A 17,196-nucleotide genomic window follows, 5' to 3' on the forward strand; every position below is an offset into this window, starting at 1 on the left:
CGACTCGGGCGGCGCGGTCCGCACCGCCCGAGTCGTGATCACGGCACCTCGCGCAGCATCCGCTCTCCGTCGTCGCCGACCGACACTTCCAGCGTCAGGTCGATGTCGAGACGCGCGAGGAACGCGTCGTCGTGACTGGCGACCAGCACGGCACCCCGGTAGGCGCGCAGCGCCCGCACCAGCTGCTCGACCGTATCGAGATCGAGGTTGTTCGTCGGCTCATCGAGCACCACGAGCTGCGGAGCGGGATCAGCGAGCAGCAACGTCGCCAGGGCAACCCGGAATCGCTCGCCGCCCGACAGCGCCGCCACGGGCCGGTCGACGGCCGCCCCACGGATGAGGAAGCGCGCCAGCCGGTTGCGCAGCTGCTTGTCGGGCACGTGCGGTGCCGACGCCGCCACGTTCGCGATCACCGAGGCGCGGTCGTCGAGCCCATCGACGCGCTGCGAGAGGTACCCGATGCGGTCGACGTGCGGTTCGCAACTCCGGAAAACCTGCCCGAAACCATCCGGAACAGCAGAATCCGGGCCGATCCGGCCCGTTTCTCCGGAGTTGTGAACAGCGGATGCCAGCAGCCGGCGCAGCAGTGTGGTCTTGCCCGCCCCGTTGGCGCCGATGAGAGCGACCCGCTCTGGCCCCTGGATCACCCACGACCGTTCGCCGTCGCCGAGCGTCGCGATCCGCCTGCTCGCGGGCACCTGCGGGTCGGGCAACTCGATCTTTATCGTCTCGTCATCGCGCACACGGTGCCCGGCATCGTCGAGTGCCTGCCGGGCGGCATCCTCCTTTCCGGCCATCTCGGTGCGCAGCCGACCGGCCGAGACCTGCGCAGCGCTCTTGCGCCCGCCGGCGATGATCTTCGGAACCCGCTTCTCGACCTCGGCCTTGCGGGCCGTCTGCGCGCGTGTGGCGAGCTTCAGCTCAGCCTCGATCCGTTGACGCTTCTCTCTCTTCAGCGCCTGCTTGGCATCGCGTTCGGCCTGCTCGGCCGCGGCCTGCTCGGCATCCAACCAGGCCCGCCACTGCGAGTAAGGGCCGCCGAACACCGTGAGGCGGTTCTGGTAGAGCTCGGCCGTGGCATCCATCAGCTCCAGCAGCGAGACGTCGTGACTGACCACGATGAGTACGCCCCTCCAGGCGCGCACCATATCGGCCAGGCGTGCTCGCGCCCCGCGGTCGAGGTTGTTGGTGGGCTCGTCGAGCACGGTGATCGGGGCGCGGCGGAGACGGATGCCCGCCACCGCCACGAGCACCGCTTCACCGCCCGAGAGTTCACCGACCGTGCGGTCGAGGAACGACGGATCGAGGCCCGCCTCGGCGAGCGCTGCTTCGGCGCGCGCTTCGATGTCCCAGTCGTCGCCGACCGCATCGAAGTGCGCCGGGTCGACGTCGCCCGCGGCGATCGCGCGTACCGCGTCCAGCGTTACGGCGACGCCGAGCAGTTCTGCGACCCGACGACCGGTGTCGAGGGTGAGCCGCTGCGGCAGGTACGCGACCTCGCCGCTCGTGGTGACGTGACCCGATGTCGGCTGCAGATCGCCGGCGAGCAGACGCAGCAGCGTCGTCTTGCCTGACCCGTTGCGGCCGACCAGGCCGGTGCGACCGGGGCCGATCGCCCCGGTCAGCTGGTCGAGCGCGACGGTCCCGTCGGGCCAGGTGTGGGTGAGCCCGTCGAAGGCGACGGGCGCGGTGGAGGTGAGTGATGACATGGGCGACTCCCGGATGTGTGCGGGTGCGCGGATGCCGACGGCTCGCCGTCAGAGGGCGAGGCGGTCTGTGAGATGAACCCGGATGCCGGGGAAGAACAGGATCGTCGGATCGGCGCGTGGATGATGACGCGGAGGCGACGATTCAGATCAATGGACTTCCCAACACGGCGGACAGGGGCTCGAAGACTGTATCCCGGGCGTGTCGAACTGCGCAACCCCGGAGCGGTCGATCCCCGGGCCCTATCCGTCGCGCGGGGGAGGTGCCAGCCCGGACGGACGCGTATCGTCGAGGAATGCACGATCATCCGAGCGGCCATGAGACCAGCCGGCGCCTCGCACTGGGGGCGGGCATCGCCATCGGCATGGGCGTCGGCGTCGCCCTCGGTGTGGCCCTCGACAACATGGGCCTGGGGATCGGCCTCGGTCTCGCGATCGGCGTCGTCATCAGCGCCGCCCCAGAGTGGCTGGGCTCCCTGCAGCGGCGCCGCAGCGCACCGGAGGACCAGGAGCCCGACGATGCATCCGAGGTCGTACCAGACGCGGAGCACGATGACGGCTCCGACGACGTCGAGGACGAACCGCGCCCCTGAGTCGGGACACGGGCGCTCAGTCGTCGGTGTTCACAGCGCCGTCACTCTGCCGTCGCGGCGTCCCGCCACTTCGTGAGGAACACGCGCACGTCGGCGAGCTCCTGTTCGGAGATGCTGTGCGTCAGTCCCGCGTACACGCGGCCGGAGAGCTCGGCGTGATCGGGCAGCCATTGCGCCGTGTGGGCGACGAGGGATGCCGGGATCACGTCGTCGTGGCTGCCCCGCCCCCAGAACACCGGCGGGCGCTCATCGCGCAACCGTGCGTCGTGGGGGAGCTCGCCCATCGCGGCATAGCCGCTCAGCGCCACGACCGAGGCGATGCGCGACGGTGCGAGTCGCAGCGCCTGCAGCGAGACGGCCGCGCCCTGCGAGAAGCCGAGCAGTGCGACGGGGGTCGTGGGTTCGGTGACCTCATCGAGCCATGCCAGCAGGGCCTCGGCCGCGTTTGTGATGCCCGCGGCGTCCCGGGTGTCGAGCGAGTCGATCGGGTACCAGGAGCGCCCCGGCATCGGCCACGGCGGCGTGAGCGGTGCCGCGACGGCGGCGACGGCGATGTCATCGGGCAGATAGGGCACCAGACCGAACAGGTCGTTCTCATCGGCGCCGTACCCGTGCAGCAGCACGAGCAACGGCTTGCCCTCGCGGGGGCCGGCAGACCAGAGCGTGGCGGTCGGATCGATCGAGACGGTCACGGGTCCATCCTGCCAGCAGCGTCCGACGCTGGTAGAAATGAGCCATGACGGTGCGCACACCCGACCCAGATCCCGACGACGACTTCGGGCTCGACGCCGCGCCGCCGCGCGACAGCAACCCGGGGTGGTTGACCGACATCGAGCTCGCCGAGGCCCGCCGCCGCCTGCCGATGCTGTACGTCGAGGCGATCCCCGTGCGTACCGATGGCTCCGGTCAGGTGACCTCGATCGGCGTACTGCTGCGTTCGACGCCCCTCGGTGAGATGACGCGCACGATCGTCTCGGGCCGCGTGCGGTACGGCGAGAGCATCCGCGACGCCCTGTTCCGGCACGTCGAGAACGATCTCGGGCCGATGGCCTTCCCGTTGCTGCCCCCGTCGCCCGACCCGTTCACGGTCGCCGAGTACTTCCCGCTGCCGGGGATCAGCGCTTTCCATGACGACCGTCAGCACGCCGTCTCGCTGGCGTTCGTGGTGCCGGTCACGGGCACGTGCGAGCCGCGCCAGGATGCACTGGAAGTCACCTGGTTCACCCCGCAGGAGGCCGCGTCCGACGCGCTGGCCGCCGACATGGAGGGCGGCCGCGGCACACTGCTGCGCCAGGCGCTGTCGCACCTGGGCCTGCTGCGCTGACAGCATCCGCCCCGCTCTGCTCTGCCCCACCGTGCCCGGCCGTGCCCGGCACCTCCCGCAACGCCGAGACCCCCACTTCTCGTCGAGACCCCTACGTATGGACGTCCATACGTGGGGGTCTCGACGCCAGGTGGGGGTCTCGGCGAAAGAGCGACGGGCCGGGTCAGGCCGTGGTGAGGCGGGCCAGCTCGGCGACGAAGGCGTCGACGTCGGACTCCTGGGTGTCGAAGCTGCACATCCAGCGCACCTCGTTGCGTGCGGCATCCCAGTCGTAGAACCGGAACTTCTCGCGCAGCTGGTCCGCGACGCCGTCGGGCAGCGTCGCGAAGACGCCATTGGCCTGGGTGGGCTGAGAGAAGCCGACACCGCGGATGCTGCCATCGGCGAGCCCCTGCTCGACCTCGGCCCGCAGGCGGGCCGCCATGGCGTTGGCGTGGCGGGCATTGCGCAGCCACAGGTCGCCCTCGAGCAGGGCGATCAGCTGCGCCGACACGAAGCGCATCTTCGACGCCAGCTGCATGTTGAGCTTGCGGCCGTACAGCAGGCCGGCGGTGGCCTGGGGGTTCAGCACCACGACCGCCTCGCCGAGCATCGCGCCGTTCTTCGTGCCGCCGAAGCTGAGCACGTCGACGCCGACGTCGCGCGTGAAGGCGCGCAATGGCAGGTCGAGGGCGGCGGCGGCGTTCGACAGGCGTGCGCCATCGAGATGCAGCTTCATGCCGCGCTCGTGTGCGTGGTCGGCCAGCGCGCGGATCTCGTCGGCGGTGTACAGGGTGCCCAGTTCGGTCGACTGGGTGATCGACACGACGAGAGGCTGTGCGCGGTGCTCGTCGCCCCAGCCCCACGCCTCGCGGTCGACCAACTCGGGCGTGAGCTTGCCGTCGTCGGTGGGTACCGTCAGCAGCTTGAGCCCGCCGACCTTCTCAGGCGCCCCGCCCTCGTCGACGTTGATGTGCGCGGTGGATGCTGAGATCACCGCGCCCCACCGCGGCAGCATCGACTGCAGACCGACGACGTTCGCGCCGGTGCCGTTGAAGACCGGGAAGGCCTCGACGCCCTCGCCGAAGTGCTGAACGAAGACCTCGTTCAGGCGCGCGGTGTACTGATCTTCGCCGTAGGCGACCTGGTGACCGCCGTTGGCCGCCGCGATCGCGGCGAGCACCTCGGGGTGGATGCCGGAGTAGTTGTCGGATGCGAAGCCGCGCACGGTGGTGTCGTGCAGCGGGGCGTCATGCAGAAGGCTCACCGCACCAGCCTACGGGCGCACGGGCCTCGCGCGTGCGCGCGCGCGAAAAGATATCCAGATCGGATGCCCGAGGTGCCCCTATCCGATGTCGGTGGCCGTGATTACTCTCGTACCGTGATCGATACCGCAGCGAGGCGGGCGTTCGCGAACGTCCTGGTCAACACGCTCATCGCCAATGTGACGACGAGCTTCCTGTGGTTCGCGCTGACCTTCTGGGTCTACCTCGAGACGCGGTCGGTGCTGGCCACGGGCATCATCGGCGGCGCCTACATGCTGTTCATCGCCTTCTTCTCGATGATCTTCGGCACCCTCGTCGACCGGCATCGCAAACATGCCGTCATGCTCGTGTCGAGCGTGGTCTCGGCGGCGGCGTTCATCGTTGCCGGCGTCATCTACGCGGTCCATCCCGAGGCTGCACTGCTCGACCTGGGCGGTCCGTGGTTCTGGCTGTTCTCGGGCGTCATCCTGTTCGGCGGCGTGATCGAGCAGCTGCGCAACATCGCGCTGTCCACGACCGTGACCCTGCTGATCCCCGAAGAGCGTCGGGCCAACGCCAACGGGCTCGTGGGAACCGTGCAGGGCATCGCGTTTCTCATCACGAGCGTGTTCTCGGGGTTGGCGATCGGCTTTCTCGGCATGGGGTGGACGCTGATCATCGCCATCACCGCGATGGGGCTGACGTTCGTGCACCTGCTCTTCGTGCGGATACCTGAGGGTGAGCCCGAGCGCGATCCGAGCGCACCGGGCGCGTTCGACTTCCGCGGCAGTGTCGCGGCGATCCGTGCCGCGCCAGGGCTGTTCGCGCTCATCGTGTTCTCGACGTTCAACAACCTCATCGGCGGTGTCTACATGGCACTGATGGACCCCTACGGGCTGACGCTGTTCAATGCCCAGACCTGGGGGTTCGCCCTGGCCTTCGCCTCGACCGGCTTTCTGATCGGCGGTGCACTGGTGGCGAAGTTCGGGCTCGGCAAGCGGCCCGTGCGCACGCTGCTGCTGGTTGTCATCGCGATGGGCGCGCTCGGCGCACTGTTCATGCTGCGCGAATGGTGGCCGCTGTTCGTCATCGGCATGTGGTTGTACATGATGCTCATCCCGCCCGCCGAGGCTGCCGAGCAGACCGTGATCCAGAAGGTCGTGCCGTTCACCCGCCAGGGTCGAGTGTTCGGTATGGCCGCTGCGATGGAGGCAGGGGCAGCGCCGATCACCGCATTCCTGATCGCCCCGATCGCCGAGTTCCTGATCATTCCGTACATGCGTGCGGACGAAGGGCAGCAGCAATGGGGCTGGTTGCTCGGCGACGGCGAGACCCGCGGGATCGCGCTGATCTGCCTGTTCGCAGGCCTGATCATCGTGGTCGTGGCGGTGCTGGCCTTCTTCACCCGCTCCTACCGCACGCTCAGCGCGCTCTACGAGAACGCTCCCGAACAACAGCTGCCGCCGCCCGAAGCCGCCTTCGACCCGATCGCCGCACGCGGCGGATTGGTCGAAGAACCCCTCCTCCGTGACGAGTCGAGCGACGAGGAACCCCCGGCGAAGACGGCCGAATGACGTCCGCGACCGGGGCGCTGCCGACCCGGCGCCGCGCTCACTCCAGGGGGAGCACCCGGTCGTTCAGGTCGGTGGCATCCGACGCCCACAACTCGACCGCGGCGCGCGCCAGCGCGTCCGGATCAAGCGCCCCCTTGGCGCGGAACACGACCGAGGCGGCAGCCAGAGGCCGCTCGCCGTCGCGGGCGGCCTTCGCGAAGCCGTGCGCCACAGCGCGCGTCCAGGCCTCGGTCGCCGACTTCACGGCGGCGTAGTTCGCGCCGCCCGCCAGCGGTCGCTCCACCGCCGTCGACGACACGACGGCGAAGCGTCCCGCATCCGACGCCTGCAGTGCCGTGTCGAACGCGCGGCTGGTCGCCCGCACCGCGTGCAGAGCGGGGAGCAGAGCGACGAAGTCCTCGTCGCTCTGCCCCGCAAGACCACCGCCGCCGCGCCATCCGCCGACCAACGGGATGACCCCGTCGACGCGACCGAGACGCGCGGCGAGTGCGGCCATGTCGCTCAGATCGGTGGCATCCGACACCTCCACCTGCGCGCCGGCCGCGGCCAGCGGTGCCAGGCGCTCGACCGAGCGACCCGTGGCCACCACGCGCGCGCCGGCCGCGATCAGTGCCTCAGCGACCGTCTGTCCGGCGGCGCTGGTCGCGCCGGCCAGGACGATCGTGCGTCCAGCGATGCTCATGGCGGCCCTCGGGTCTCTCTGGATCAGTTGTCGGTGCCGCGGATGCCGACGGTCGATTCGATGACCGGCTTCATCTTCTTGTCGAGCGCCTCGAAGAACATCGACAGCGGGAACTCGTCGTCCAGCACTGCGTCGGTGAACCCCTTCGGCGGCCCGGCGAGCACCTCATCCGAGAGCCCGCGCGCCCACACCGAGGCCGGGTGCGGTTCGAGCGTGGAGCGTACCAGCTCGTACGCGGCCAGCCAGTGAGCGGTCTTCGGCCGGTCGATCGAGCGCCAGTACAGGTCGTCGATCGCGTCTCCGAGCGCGACGACAGCCTCGGGCACGCGCTCCCAGTCGAAGGCGAGCTGGGTGTCGGTCCAGTGCAGCACACCGCGCTGGTGCAGCCAGGCGAACAGCAGCTGTCCGCCGAGGCCGTCATAGTTGCGCAGGCGCGAACCGGTGATCGCGAAGCGGAAGATGCGGTCGAAGATCACGGCGTACTGCACGAGGCCGGCGTGCTCGAGCATCTCCTGCTCGGCGTCCGACAGGGCATCGGTGCGCTCGGCGAGCGACTTCTGGATCTTCACCGACTCGCGGAACGCGGTCAGATCGCACCGCAGCTCTTCGAGCGAGTACAGGAAGTACGGCATGCGCTGCTTGATCATGAACGGGTCGAACGGCAGGTCGCCGCGCATGTGGGTGCGGTCGTGGATGATGTCCCACATCACGAACGTCTTCTCGGTGAGCTGCTGGTCATCCAGCATCCGCGCCGCGGCCTCGGGCAGCTCGAGCTTGGTGATCTGCGATGCCGCGCGCACGACGCGGCGGTACCGCGCCGCCTCGCGGTCCTGGAAGATCGCGCCCCACGTGAACGGCGGGATCTCGCGCATCGCGACCGTCTCGGGGAAGAGCACGGCCGAGTTGGTGTCGTACCCGGGGGTGAAGTCGATCAGGCGCAGCGACACGAACAGCTTGTTGCCGTAGTCGCCTGCTTCGAGCTCGGCGATGAACTCGGGCCAGATGGTCTCGACGATGAGCGCCTCGACGAGGCGGTCGCTGGAGCCGTTCTGCGTGTACATCGGGAAGATCACGAGGTGGCGGATGCCGTCGACCCGGTTCTGCTGGGGCTGGAACGCCACGAGCGAGTCGAGGAAGTCGGGCACGCCGAAGTCCTCATCGGCCCAGCGCTGGAAGTCGACCACGGCCGCCTCGAGGTAGGCCGCGTCGTGCGGGAAGGACGGGGCGAGCGTGCGGATGCTGTCGATGATGGTTCCGACGAGCGCGCGCGCCTCATCGTGCGCACCGGTCTCGGGGATCGAACCGTCCTTGACCTGGTGGGTGCGCAGAGCGATCGCGGCGGCCTTGAGCTGCTGCCACGCTGCGGTGTCCTCGACGACCTCGGGTTCTCCGATGACGGCCTGCGTGTGCGGCGTGATGATGGACATGTGAACCTCCGATCGCGTAGACAACGGAAATTTTCCGGTGATTGCGTGTTTCGTTCGCTATTATTCCACTCATGGATGATGCTGTCGACCACGCACTTCTCGCCGCCGTCTCACTCGACGGGCGCGCGACGCTCGCGCAGCTCTCCCAGGAGGTCGGGCTGTCGACCTCAGCCGTGCAGTCGCGGCTGAAGCGACTCGAAGCGCGGGGCGCGATCGCCGGCTACCAGGCCGTGCTCGACCCCGAACAGGTCGGCGCACCCCTGTCGGCGTTCATCGAGATCACCCCTCTCGACCCCGCCCAACCCGACAACGCCCCAGAACTGCTCGAACACCTCGCGGCGATCGAGGCGTGCCACTCCATCGCTGGCGACGCGGCCTACATGCTCTTCGTGCGCGTCGCCTCGCCGCGCGCACTGGAACAGCTCGTGCGCGACATCCGTCTGGCGGCGAATGTGAGCACACGCACCACGGTCGTGCTGCAGACCTTCTACGAGCGGCGTCCGATCGTGACCGCCACGACCTGACGCGCTTTCCCGGCCGGCATCGCGGCGGCCAGTAGGATGCCCAACGTGGCAGGAAAGTCCAAGAAGAACAGCAAGAAGCGCGCTCAGCACCGGCCGCGCACCAGCGGCAACCCGGCCAAGCAGCCCGTACTGGAGCTCCCGCCGGTGACGGTGAAGGACTGGATCGGCGCCGCCCGGCTGCGCACGCTGCCCCTCGCGGCCGCGCCCGTCATCATCGGCACCGGAGCGGCACAGACCATCGATCACAACCTGCACTGGGTGATCGCGCTGTTCTGCCTCGCCGTCGCCCTCCTGCTGCAGATCGGCGTCAACTTCGCCAACGACTACAGCGACGGCATCCGCGGCACCGACAGCGAACGCGTCGGTCCCGCCCGCCTCACCGCCTCGGGGCGTGTACCCGCCAAACGGGTGCTCACCGTCGCGCTGGTGTTCTTCGCGCTCGCCGCCCTCGCCGGGCTCGCCATCGTCATCCGCACGCAGCAGTGGTGGATGCTCGCCGTCGGCGCCGCCTGTATCGTCGCGGCCTGGTTCTACACGGGCGGCAAACGCCCCTACGGCTACAACGCGCTGGGCGAGGTGTTCGTCTTCGTCTTCTTCGGCCTCGTCGCCACGCTGGGGACCACGTGGGTGCAGGCCTTCGCTCTGCCGTTGCCGGCCTGGCTGGGAGCCATCGCCGCCGGACTGTTCGCCTGCGCCGTGCTGCTGGCCAACAACCTGCGCGACATCGTGCAGGACGGTCGGGTCGGCAAGCGCACCCTCACCGTGCTGATCGGCAAGCGCGCCACCCAGGTGCTGTTCACGCTGTTCGTGCTGGTGCCCTTCGGGATCGCAGCGATGATCGCCCTGATCTACCCGATCGCCTGGCTGTCGCTGCTCGCCCTGTTGGCCGGTGTACCCGCCATCGTCATCGTCTGGTGGTACCGGCAGCCGCGCGAACTGGTCATCGCCTTGGGACTGACCTCGCTCACGGCGCTCGCGTACGCCGGGTTCCTCTACTGGGCGTTCGTGGGCTGATCCTCATGGAACCCGCCCTGTTCGCGCTTCCCGCGCAGCCCGGGCGGGAGAGCGAGGACGCCTGCGCACTCGGCGAGGGGATCGCGGTCGTCGTCGACGGCGCCGGTCTGCCGAAGTCGTCCCGCCGCGGATGCGGGCATTCGGTGGCGTGGTACGCGAGGATGCTCGCCGAAGCGTTCCGCGTGCGACTGGAGAACCGCACGACGCGCATGACGGATGCCCTCGCCGGCGCGATCGGTGAGGTGACGGCGGCGCATGCCGACACGTGTGACCTCGCCCTGGGGTCGCCGAGCGCCACCGTCGCCGCCTGGCGGATCACCGGCGATCAGATCGAACACCTGGTGCTGTGCGATGCGTCGATCGTCGTGGTCACCGCCGACGGCGGCGTGCGCGAGATCACGGATGCCCGCATCGACGACGCCGTGCGCAGACGCGCCGCGCAGCTGGCGGCCCAGGCCGGAATCGCCGAGGCGCCCGCAGAGATGCGCTTCCGGGCGCTCGATCAGATGCGCAACGTCGACGACGGATTCTGGTGCGCGCACACTGATCCCGGCGCCGCCCGACACGCCCTCACCGGGCGGACGCCCGTGGCGGATCTGCGTGCGATCGTGGCGGCATCCGACGGCGGCACCCGCGGCTATCAATGGCTGGCGGCGCACTCGATCGAGCGCTTCGCCGAGCTGGCGGTGCAGGAGCGGTTGGGCGAGATCGCCGACGAGATCCGCGCGGCAGAGGCGGGCGCGCCCGTGCGAGTGTTCACCAAGCCGCACGACGACATCACGCTGGTCGCGCTGACGCGGTGACCAGCCTGCGGCTCGGGTCACTCCGAGGCGGCGTCCTCTACGTCTTCGTCAGACGTCGCGCGGTTGCGCTTCTCATAGATCTGGCGGGACGCGTTCGACAGCGGCGCGCGCAGGAACAGCAACGAGATGCTCATGCCGATCAGCGCCGAGAACAGCGCGGCCAGCCACCAGAACTCCCGGAAGATCGGGAAGAAGAGCCACATGATCGCGAGCGGCACGATGAACGCCAGCAGCCGCAGCACGGTGTAAACGAGGAGAGGTGGCAACTTCACCGCCCCAGTCTACGATTCGGGCTTAGGTGGTGGCTGAGCGCGGGCATCCGCCGTGCCGCCGCCGCGTAGGCGACCTACACTGGGGATATGGCTCGTGCTCTGATCGTCGGCGGTTTCCTTGCTGTCATCTTCTGGGTGTTCAGCATCGTCGACGTGTCCGTGCAACCGGCCGACCGTCACCGCGGCGTCTCCAAGGGCATCTGGGTACTGATCGTGGTGCTGCTGCCGGTGCTCGGCGGCATCCTGTGGTTCGCGCTCGGACGTCGCCGTCAGGGCGACACCCGCACCACTCTCTCGCTGCACCCCGACGACGATCCCGAGGCGCTGCGGCGCATGAGCACGGCCGAGCAAGATGAGCGCATCCGCCAGATGGAACAGGACGAGCGCATCCGCCAGCTTGAGGAAGAGCTCGCGCGCCTCGATGACGAGACCGACGGTGCGGATCCGCGGTCGTGACCGCGTCGCCGGCGAGTGATGCCGCGGCCGATCTGCTCGCCGAGCTGATCCGTCATGGCGTGCGCGATCTGGTGCTCGCGCCCGGCTCGCGTTCTCAATCGATCGCTCTCGCGGCGGTCGGCTACGCCCGAGCGGGCGTTCTGCGGGTGCACGTGCGCATCGACGAGCGCGCCGCCGGGTTCACAGCGCTCGGCATGGCTCGCGAGACGGGCGTGCCCGCGGCGGTGCTGTGCACCTCGGGTACGGCCGCGGGCAACCTGCTTCCCGCGGTGATGGAGGCCTTCCATGCCGGCGTGCCGCTGCTGCTGCTGACCGCCGACCGTCCGCCCGAGTTGCGGGGTATCGGCGCCAACCAGGCGACCGTTCAGTCCGGGATCTTCGGCGCGTTCACGCGTCTGCTGATCGACGCGCCCGTGCCGGCGGACACGGCGACCGCCGATTCTGTGTCAGGAATCACGGATTCTGTGTCGGATAGCTCAGACGAAACCGATGCAGACCGGCGTGTTGAGCCCCGGCACGCCGAGCAGAGCACGATCGGCCTGGGGGTTCCCACCGCATGGACGGGGCTTGGCGTCCGTGCCGTGCGCGCGGCTCTCGGACGCGACGGCGAAGGACTGCCCGGCGTCCGTGGCCCGGTGCAACTGAACCTGCCGACGAGGGAGCCTCTGTCGGCGACGATCGAACTTCCGGCCGTCACGCCCGCGGACGCACCGACCCCGCCGCGTGCGGAACCGCTCGTGCTGCCGCGCGGTCCGCGCACGGTCGTGATCGCGGGGGCGGATGCCGGGGCGGATGCTGAAGGGCTCGCCCACAACGGTGGCTGGCCGCTCATCGCCGAGATCGTCAGCGGTGCACGATTCGGACGCCTGCTCGTGCACGGCTATCGCGAACTGCTCGGCGAGGCCGCACTCGGCGGCCGCATCGAACGGACCGTGGTGCTCGGGCATCCGACGCTGAGCCGCGAGGTCGCGGCGCTGCTGGCGCGTGAGGACGTCGAGGTGCTCGCGGTGCGGTGCGGGGGAGAGGCGCTCGATCTGAACGGGCACACAAGAGCGCTGGATGCCGTCGATGTGGCACCCGGCGCGGTTGATCGAGAGTGGTTGGGGGCATGGATGACGGCCTCGCAGGCGCGCATGGTCGACCTCAGCGCGCCCGCACCGGATCACGACGGGCTGTCGTCCGACGACAAGGCCACGCGGCTGGGAGCCGTGCGCGCGGAGTTGGACGCCGTACGCGCCCGGGTCGATCGCGAGATGCTGGTGGATGCCGTCTGGCGGGCGACCTGGCCGCATGACCGGCTGGTGTTCGGGTCGTCGCGCCTGGTGCGGGTCGCCGACCGGGTGCTGGGCGGCAAGAAAGTGCCGGTGCACGCCAACCGTGGCCTGGCGGGTATCGACGGGACCATCGCAACGGGGATCGGAATCGCGCTGGCGAGCCAGGCCGAGGGATCGCCGGGGACGACCCGCGTGCTGCTGGGCGACCTGTCGTTCTTGCACGACGTCGGCGCACTGCTGCTGCCTCAGGACGAACCGGCACCGCGCATTCAGGTGATCGTCGGCAATGACGGCGGCGGAACGATCTTCGACGCCCTCGAGGTCGCCGGCACCGCACCAGCGGCCGACCTGGACCGAGCGTTCTATACGCCGCACGCCGCGAACCTGGCGGCGCTCGCCGAGGCCTATGGCTGGCAGTTCTCGCGGATCGACACCCGGTCGTCGCTGGACCAGGTGCTGACCTCTCCGATCGACGGTCCGCAGATCATCGAGATCCCTCTGGAACGCTGACGTCTGACGCTCACTCCAGCCGCTGGGTGACCTCGCCCACATCAGCGCTGGCGTAGCGTTCGGCGTCGGGTGCTGCTTCTTCGAGCTCGTAGAGGTCGCTCTTCTGTGGTGCGATCGCGAGGGCCTCGACGGGCGAGGCGTCGGCGAGCACATCATCGAGCCCTTGCAGGGCGCTGAACCGGCGCGCCTGGGTGACCACGTTGCGGTCGAGCGAACCGGCGAACCGGTTGTACGCATCGACGGTCGAGTTCAGGCTGCGGCCCAGCTTGGCGAGGTGCCCGCCCAGCGTGCCCAGCCGCTTGTGCAGTTCCTTGCCGACGGTGAAGATCTGCTGCGCCTCCTGCGCCAGCTGATCCTGGCGCCATGCGTGGCCGACCGTGCGCAGCAGTGCGATCAGAGTCGACGGGGTCGCGATGACGACGTTGCGCTCGAACGCGTACTCGTAGAGCGTCGCGTCCTGATCCAGAGCGGCGGCGAGGAACGGCTCGGCCGGTACGAACATCACCACGAACTCGGGGGAGCCGGCCACCACATCCCAGTACTCCTTGGTGCCCAGATCGTCGATGTGCTTCTTCAGGTGTCGCGCGTGCGCCTGCAGTCGCTGCGTGCGGACGGTGTCGTCGGTGGCCTCCATCGCCTCGAGATAGCCGTTGAAGGCCACCTTCGAATCGACCACGACGCGCTTGTCGCCGGCGAGATGCACGACCAGGTCGGGACGCAGCGCGCCCTCATCGGTACTGTGATGCGGCTGCTCGTCGAAGTCGACGTGGTTGACCATGCCCGATGCCTCGACCACCCGCCGCAACTGCAGCTCGCCCCAGCGGCCGCGCACCTGCGGGGCGCGCAGCGCGCTGACCAGCTTGCGCGTCTCGGACCCCAGCGTCTCGGACGACTGACGCATGAACTGCAGCTGTTCGGCCAGGGCGGCGTTCGCTTCGAGACGCGACTTCTCGGCCGTCGTCATCTCGGTCTTGACCGTATCGAGGGTCTTCTGGATCGGCTCGATCAGCTGCTGCACGGCATCCTGCCGCTTCTGCAGTTCGGCCGCGCCCTCGCTCTGGCTGCGCTTGAGGCGCTCCTCGGCCTGCTGCAGAAACACCTTCGTGTTCTGCTCCAGCGCGCGGCGGCTGAGCGCGTCGAACTCGTCGGCGAGACGCTTCTGATCCGATCGCAGCTCGTCCAGGCGCCGGGCGTGCTCGGCGCGTTCGTGCTCGAGCCGCGCATGGGCCTCGGCACGGGCATCCGCCACCGCCTTCTCGCCGAGCGCCCGCGCCTCGGCTACCCGGCGCTCCGCCAGACCGCGCTCTTCGTGCACACGCGATGCGGTCTCGGCGCGCAGCGCCACGGCGTCCCGCTCCAGGGACTCGATCCGCAGGCCGGCCGCTGCCGCTTCGGCGTGCTGTGCGGCATCGGAGGAGCGCCCGCGCTGCGTTCCCAGCAGGAAACCCAGCGCGCCCGCGAGAGCCGTTGCCAGCAGCGCGACGACGATGATCAGAAGCAACGTGTCCATGGTTCCGATTGTGTCCGAGACCACCGACATCGCGATCCCGTCTCGTGCGCCGTGCCCACGGAGCGGGCATGATGTCTGCATGAAGACGCATGGATGGACGCACGACCCGGTCGACCTGCTGCGCGTGGACGAGGAGTTCTCGCTCTCCGATGTGGACAGCGCCTCTACCCCTGGCTTCACGGGGGACAAAGCCGACGGCGAGCAGGCGCTCGAGGGGCGCAGGCAGGTGCTCGGCAATCTGCAGGAGCGCCTCTTCGCCAGCCGCGGCGACGGCACGGCATCCGTGCTGCTCGTGCTGCAGGCGATGGACACCGCCGGCAAGGGCGGCATCGTGCGCCACGTCGTCGGCGGTGTCGACCCGCAGGGCGTCGAGCTGGCGGCCTTCAAGAAGCCGACCCCCGAAGAGCTCGAGCACGACTTCCTGTGGCGCATCGAAAAGCACCTGCCCGCCCCTGGATTCATCGGTGTCTTCGATCGCTCCCACTACGAGGACGTGCTGATCGGCAAGGTGCACGCGCTCGCCGACGCCGCCGAGATCGAGCGCCGTTATGAGGCGATCAACGACTTCGAACAGCGCATCACGACCACCGGCACCCGCATCGTGAAGGTCATGCTGAACATCTCGCGGGATGAGCAGAAGCAGCGGCTGGCCGAACGACTCGACCGCCCCGACAAGTACTGGAAGTACAACCCGGGCGACGTCGACGAGCGCCTGCGCTGGGAAGACTACATGGCCGCATACCAGACGGTGTTCGAGCGCACCACGACACCCGAGGCGCCCTGGTACGTCGTGCCGGCGAACCGCAAGTGGTACGCGCGCCTCGCCGTGCAGGAACTGCTGCTGGATGCCCTGGAGTGCATCGACCCGCAGTGGCCCGCGGCCGACTACGACATCGAGGCCGAGAAGAGGCGCCTCGAAGCGAGCTGAGCGCCGGTGAGCTGAGCGCCTTCGGACTCAGCGCGGCTTGCGTGCCCGGTGCAGTGCGACGATGCCGAACGACAGGTTGCGGTACTCGACGTGCGTCCAGCCCGCCTCGCGGATCCAGGCCGCCAGGGTGCGCTGATCCGGCCAGTCACGGATCGACTCGTTCAGATAGTCGTACGCGTCGCCGTTGGTGCCCGCCAGGCGCGCCACCTTCGGCAGGACCTGCGCGTTGTAGAACGTGTAGAACCCGCGGAAGAACCGGCTCGGCGGGGTCGAGAACTCGTTGATCACCAGGCGTCCGCCGGGCTTGGTGACCCGCAGCAGCTCGGCCAGCGCCTTCTTCGGCTGCTGCACGTTGCGCAGTCCGTATGACATGGTCACCGCGTCGAACTCGTCGTCGCCGAACGGCAGGTCGGTGGCATCCGCCTCGACGAAGGTGATGTTGGGCAGGTGACCGTGCCGGCGGCGGCCCTCGGCGAGCATCCCCGGCGAGAAATCGGCCGCGACGACCTGTGCGCCGCTGGCGGCCAGCGACGCCGACGAGGACGCCGTCCCCGCGGCGAGGTCGAGGATGCGCTCGCCGCGCTGCGGTGCCACCGCGCGCGTCGCCGCGGCGCGCCACAGCGCGTCGTTGCCGAGCGTCATGGCCGTGTTCGTGCGGTCGTAGCCCTTGGCGACCTGATCGAACATGCCGCTGACGTGCGAGGGGTCCTTGCCGAGGTCGGCGCGATTCGACGAGGTCATACTTCGATCCTAGGCGGCGGATGCTGTGCGCTTCGCGCGCAGGCCCGTAGGCTACGGCGGGTGAACAGCCAGCGGCCTGAGCCCGGAACCTCGATGATCCAGCAGTGGCGCAAATGGGATGACTCGCCGCACTGGCGCAGCGATTGCGTGTACCTCGGCAGCGACATGTGGGGCGACTGGCTCGGTCAGCCCACCGGGTGGGAGAGCGCGCGGCCGGGCTATCGGTTCGTCGCCGAGAGCCCCAACGTCACGTTGATCCCAGCGGGCAGCACCGACCACGCCGTCACCGTGCATCGCGGTCACCCTCGCGCGCTGCGCATCTACATCGACCTCGCGTGGGATCTGCGCTGGACGGATGCCGGCAGCGTGACTGGCATCGATATGGATCTCGATGTGGTGCGGCGTGTGGACGCCCGCGGGACCTATGTCGACGATCGCGACGAATGGGCGGAGCACAGTGTGCGTTTCGGCTACCCGGCGGCGGTGATGGCACATCTCGAGGCCGTCGCGCTCGATCTCGAGCAGCGGGTGCGTGCGCAGCGTGCGCCCTTCGACGATGCCACCGCAGACGCATGGCTCGACCGCCTCGTCTCGCTCGGCCCGGTCGACCCGCGCTGAGTCGTCCTGCCGCGGCT

At 69.2% G+C, this 17,196-nt stretch carries 18 protein-coding genes; 10 read left to right on the forward strand and 8 right to left on the reverse strand.

Translation table 11 applies throughout. The annotated features are described in order from the left end of the window. Positions 1 to 38: 38 nt before the first annotated feature. Positions 39 to 1,709, reverse strand: coding sequence for an ABC-F family ATP-binding cassette domain-containing protein (locus tag JF543_RS11535; protein ID WP_206824448.1), 1,671 nt, complete (start codon positions 1,707 to 1,709; stop codon positions 39 to 41). Between the two features lie 293 nt (positions 1,710 to 2,002). On the opposite strand from JF543_RS11535, the gene JF543_RS11540 reads away from it, so the two are divergent. Further along, the gene (locus JF543_RS11540) at positions 2,003 to 2,299 is read left to right on the forward strand and encodes a hypothetical protein (RefSeq protein ID WP_206824449.1); all 297 of its coding nucleotides are present in this window, start codon (positions 2,003 to 2,005) and stop codon (positions 2,297 to 2,299) included. 41 nt (positions 2,300 to 2,340) lie between these two features. On the opposite strand, the gene JF543_RS11545 is transcribed toward JF543_RS11540, so the two are convergent. Beyond that, on the reverse strand, positions 2,341 to 2,991 hold the full coding sequence (locus tag JF543_RS11545) for an alpha/beta fold hydrolase (protein ID WP_206824450.1): 651 nt from the start codon (positions 2,989 to 2,991) through the stop codon (positions 2,341 to 2,343). A gap of 44 nt (positions 2,992 to 3,035) precedes the next feature. Between JF543_RS11545 and JF543_RS11550 the strand changes: the two genes are divergently transcribed. Then, a complete protein-coding gene (locus JF543_RS11550) occupies positions 3,036 to 3,623 on the forward strand; it encodes an NUDIX hydrolase family protein (RefSeq protein WP_179410024.1) in 588 nt (195 codons plus the stop codon). A 163-nt stretch (positions 3,624 to 3,786) separates the two neighbouring features. Here JF543_RS11550 and JF543_RS11555 read toward each other — a convergent pair whose 3' ends face one another. Continuing rightward, the gene (locus JF543_RS11555; protein ID WP_224818890.1) at positions 3,787 to 4,869 is read right to left on the reverse strand and encodes a threonine aldolase family protein; all 1,083 of its coding nucleotides are present in this window, start codon (positions 4,867 to 4,869) and stop codon (positions 3,787 to 3,789) included. Positions 4,870 to 4,932: 63 nt separating this feature from the next. Here JF543_RS11555 and JF543_RS11560 point away from each other — a divergent pair, with 63 nt between their 5' ends. Further along, the gene (locus tag JF543_RS11560) at positions 4,933 to 6,420 is read left to right on the forward strand and encodes an MFS transporter (RefSeq protein ID WP_206824451.1); all 1,488 of its coding nucleotides are present in this window, start codon (positions 4,933 to 4,935) and stop codon (positions 6,418 to 6,420) included. Between the two features lie 37 nt (positions 6,421 to 6,457). Here JF543_RS11560 and JF543_RS11565 read toward each other — a convergent pair whose 3' ends face one another. Then, positions 6,458 to 7,102: an SDR family oxidoreductase gene (locus JF543_RS11565; protein ID WP_206824452.1), complete on the reverse strand. Its 645-nt coding sequence runs from the start codon at positions 7,100 to 7,102 to the stop codon at positions 6,458 to 6,460. 23 nt (positions 7,103 to 7,125) lie between these two features. Beyond that, entirely contained in the window at positions 7,126 to 8,529 is a 1,404-nt protein-coding gene (locus JF543_RS11570; protein ID WP_179410027.1) for a DUF6421 family protein, read from the reverse strand. A gap of 71 nt (positions 8,530 to 8,600) precedes the next feature. On the opposite strand from JF543_RS11570, the gene JF543_RS11575 reads away from it, so the two are divergent. From JF543_RS11575 to JF543_RS11585, 3 genes are read left to right on the forward strand one after another with little or no spacing between them, the layout of a single operon-like run. Then, entirely contained in the window at positions 8,601 to 9,053 is a 453-nt protein-coding gene (locus JF543_RS11575; RefSeq protein WP_179410028.1) for an Lrp/AsnC family transcriptional regulator, read from the forward strand. Positions 9,054 to 9,089: 36 nt separating this feature from the next. After that, the gene (locus JF543_RS11580) at positions 9,090 to 10,067 is read left to right on the forward strand and encodes a 1,4-dihydroxy-2-naphthoate polyprenyltransferase (RefSeq protein ID WP_179410029.1); all 978 of its coding nucleotides are present in this window, start codon (positions 9,090 to 9,092) and stop codon (positions 10,065 to 10,067) included. Between the two features lie 5 nt (positions 10,068 to 10,072). Next, positions 10,073 to 10,870: a protein phosphatase 2C domain-containing protein gene (locus tag JF543_RS11585; protein WP_206821849.1), complete on the forward strand. Its 798-nt coding sequence runs from the start codon at positions 10,073 to 10,075 to the stop codon at positions 10,868 to 10,870. A 17-nt stretch (positions 10,871 to 10,887) separates the two neighbouring features. Here the strand turns inward: JF543_RS11585 and JF543_RS11590 are convergent, their stop codons facing one another. Continuing rightward, the gene (locus tag JF543_RS11590; RefSeq protein ID WP_179410031.1) at positions 10,888 to 11,142 is read right to left on the reverse strand and encodes a DUF4229 domain-containing protein; all 255 of its coding nucleotides are present in this window, start codon (positions 11,140 to 11,142) and stop codon (positions 10,888 to 10,890) included. An 87-nt stretch (positions 11,143 to 11,229) separates the two neighbouring features. On the opposite strand from JF543_RS11590, the gene JF543_RS11595 reads away from it, so the two are divergent. Further along, entirely contained in the window at positions 11,230 to 11,598 is a 369-nt protein-coding gene (locus tag JF543_RS11595; protein WP_179410032.1) for a PLDc N-terminal domain-containing protein, read from the forward strand. Further along, positions 11,595 to 13,382 carry a thiamine pyrophosphate-binding protein gene (locus tag JF543_RS11600; protein ID WP_206824453.1) on the forward strand — a complete coding sequence of 596 codons (1,788 nt, stop codon included), beginning with the start codon at positions 11,595 to 11,597 and terminating at the stop codon, positions 13,380 to 13,382. Before JF543_RS11595 ends, JF543_RS11600 begins: the two co-directional genes overlap by 4 nt. 10 nt (positions 13,383 to 13,392) lie before the next feature. Here the strand turns inward: JF543_RS11600 and rmuC are convergent, their stop codons facing one another. Then, positions 13,393 to 14,892, reverse strand: a complete 1,500-nt coding sequence (gene rmuC / locus JF543_RS11605; protein WP_206824454.1) for a DNA recombination protein RmuC — start codon at positions 14,890 to 14,892, stop codon at positions 13,393 to 13,395. A 79-nt stretch (positions 14,893 to 14,971) separates the two neighbouring features. Between rmuC and JF543_RS11610 the strand changes: the two genes are divergently transcribed. Further along, entirely contained in the window at positions 14,972 to 15,820 is an 849-nt protein-coding gene (locus JF543_RS11610) for a polyphosphate kinase 2 family protein (protein WP_206824456.1), read from the forward strand. A gap of 27 nt (positions 15,821 to 15,847) precedes the next feature. On the opposite strand, the gene ubiE is transcribed toward JF543_RS11610, so the two are convergent. Continuing rightward, positions 15,848 to 16,561, reverse strand: a complete 714-nt coding sequence (gene ubiE / locus JF543_RS11615; RefSeq protein ID WP_179410036.1) for a bifunctional demethylmenaquinone methyltransferase/2-methoxy-6-polyprenyl-1,4-benzoquinol methylase UbiE — start codon at positions 16,559 to 16,561, stop codon at positions 15,848 to 15,850. Positions 16,562 to 16,621: 60 nt separating this feature from the next. On the opposite strand from ubiE, the gene JF543_RS11620 reads away from it, so the two are divergent. Next, the gene (locus JF543_RS11620; RefSeq protein WP_347401153.1) at positions 16,622 to 17,179 is read left to right on the forward strand and encodes a DUF402 domain-containing protein; all 558 of its coding nucleotides are present in this window, start codon (positions 16,622 to 16,624) and stop codon (positions 17,177 to 17,179) included. The last annotated feature ends 17 nt before the right edge of the window (positions 17,180 to 17,196 follow it).

Source organism: Microbacterium esteraromaticum (genome assembly GCF_017303215.1).
Classification (GTDB): Bacteria; Actinomycetota; Actinomycetes; order Actinomycetales; family Microbacteriaceae; genus Microbacterium; species Microbacterium esteraromaticum_C.

Coding starts and splice junctions, on each gene's coding strand:
- JF543_RS11595 (WP_179410032.1), top strand. CDS start 11,230: ATGGCTCGTGCTCTGATCGTCGGCGGTTTCCTTGCTGTCATCTTCTGG.
- ubiE (WP_179410036.1), bottom strand. CDS start 16,561: ATGACCTCGTCGAATCGCGCCGACCTCGGCAAGGACCCCTCGCACGTC.
- JF543_RS11570 (WP_179410027.1), bottom strand. CDS start 8,529: ATGTCCATCATCACGCCGCACACGCAGGCCGTCATCGGAGAACCCGAG.
- JF543_RS11535 (WP_206824448.1), bottom strand. CDS start 1,709: ATGTCATCACTCACCTCCACCGCGCCCGTCGCCTTCGACGGGCTCACC.
- JF543_RS11575 (WP_179410028.1), top strand. CDS start 8,601: ATGGATGATGCTGTCGACCACGCACTTCTCGCCGCCGTCTCACTCGAC.
- JF543_RS11580 (WP_179410029.1), top strand. CDS start 9,090: ATGCCCAACGTGGCAGGAAAGTCCAAGAAGAACAGCAAGAAGCGCGCT.
- JF543_RS11540 (WP_206824449.1), top strand. CDS start 2,003: ATGCACGATCATCCGAGCGGCCATGAGACCAGCCGGCGCCTCGCACTG.
- JF543_RS11560 (WP_206824451.1), top strand. CDS start 4,933: ATGCCCGAGGTGCCCCTATCCGATGTCGGTGGCCGTGATTACTCTCGT.
- rmuC (WP_206824454.1), bottom strand. CDS start 14,892: ATGGACACGTTGCTTCTGATCATCGTCGTCGCGCTGCTGGCAACGGCT.
- JF543_RS11565 (WP_206824452.1), bottom strand. CDS start 7,102: ATGAGCATCGCTGGACGCACGATCGTCCTGGCCGGCGCGACCAGCGCC.
- JF543_RS11610 (WP_206824456.1), top strand. CDS start 14,972: ATGAAGACGCATGGATGGACGCACGACCCGGTCGACCTGCTGCGCGTG.
- JF543_RS11585 (WP_206821849.1), top strand. CDS start 10,073: ATGGAACCCGCCCTGTTCGCGCTTCCCGCGCAGCCCGGGCGGGAGAGC.
- JF543_RS11550 (WP_179410024.1), top strand. CDS start 3,036: ATGACGGTGCGCACACCCGACCCAGATCCCGACGACGACTTCGGGCTC.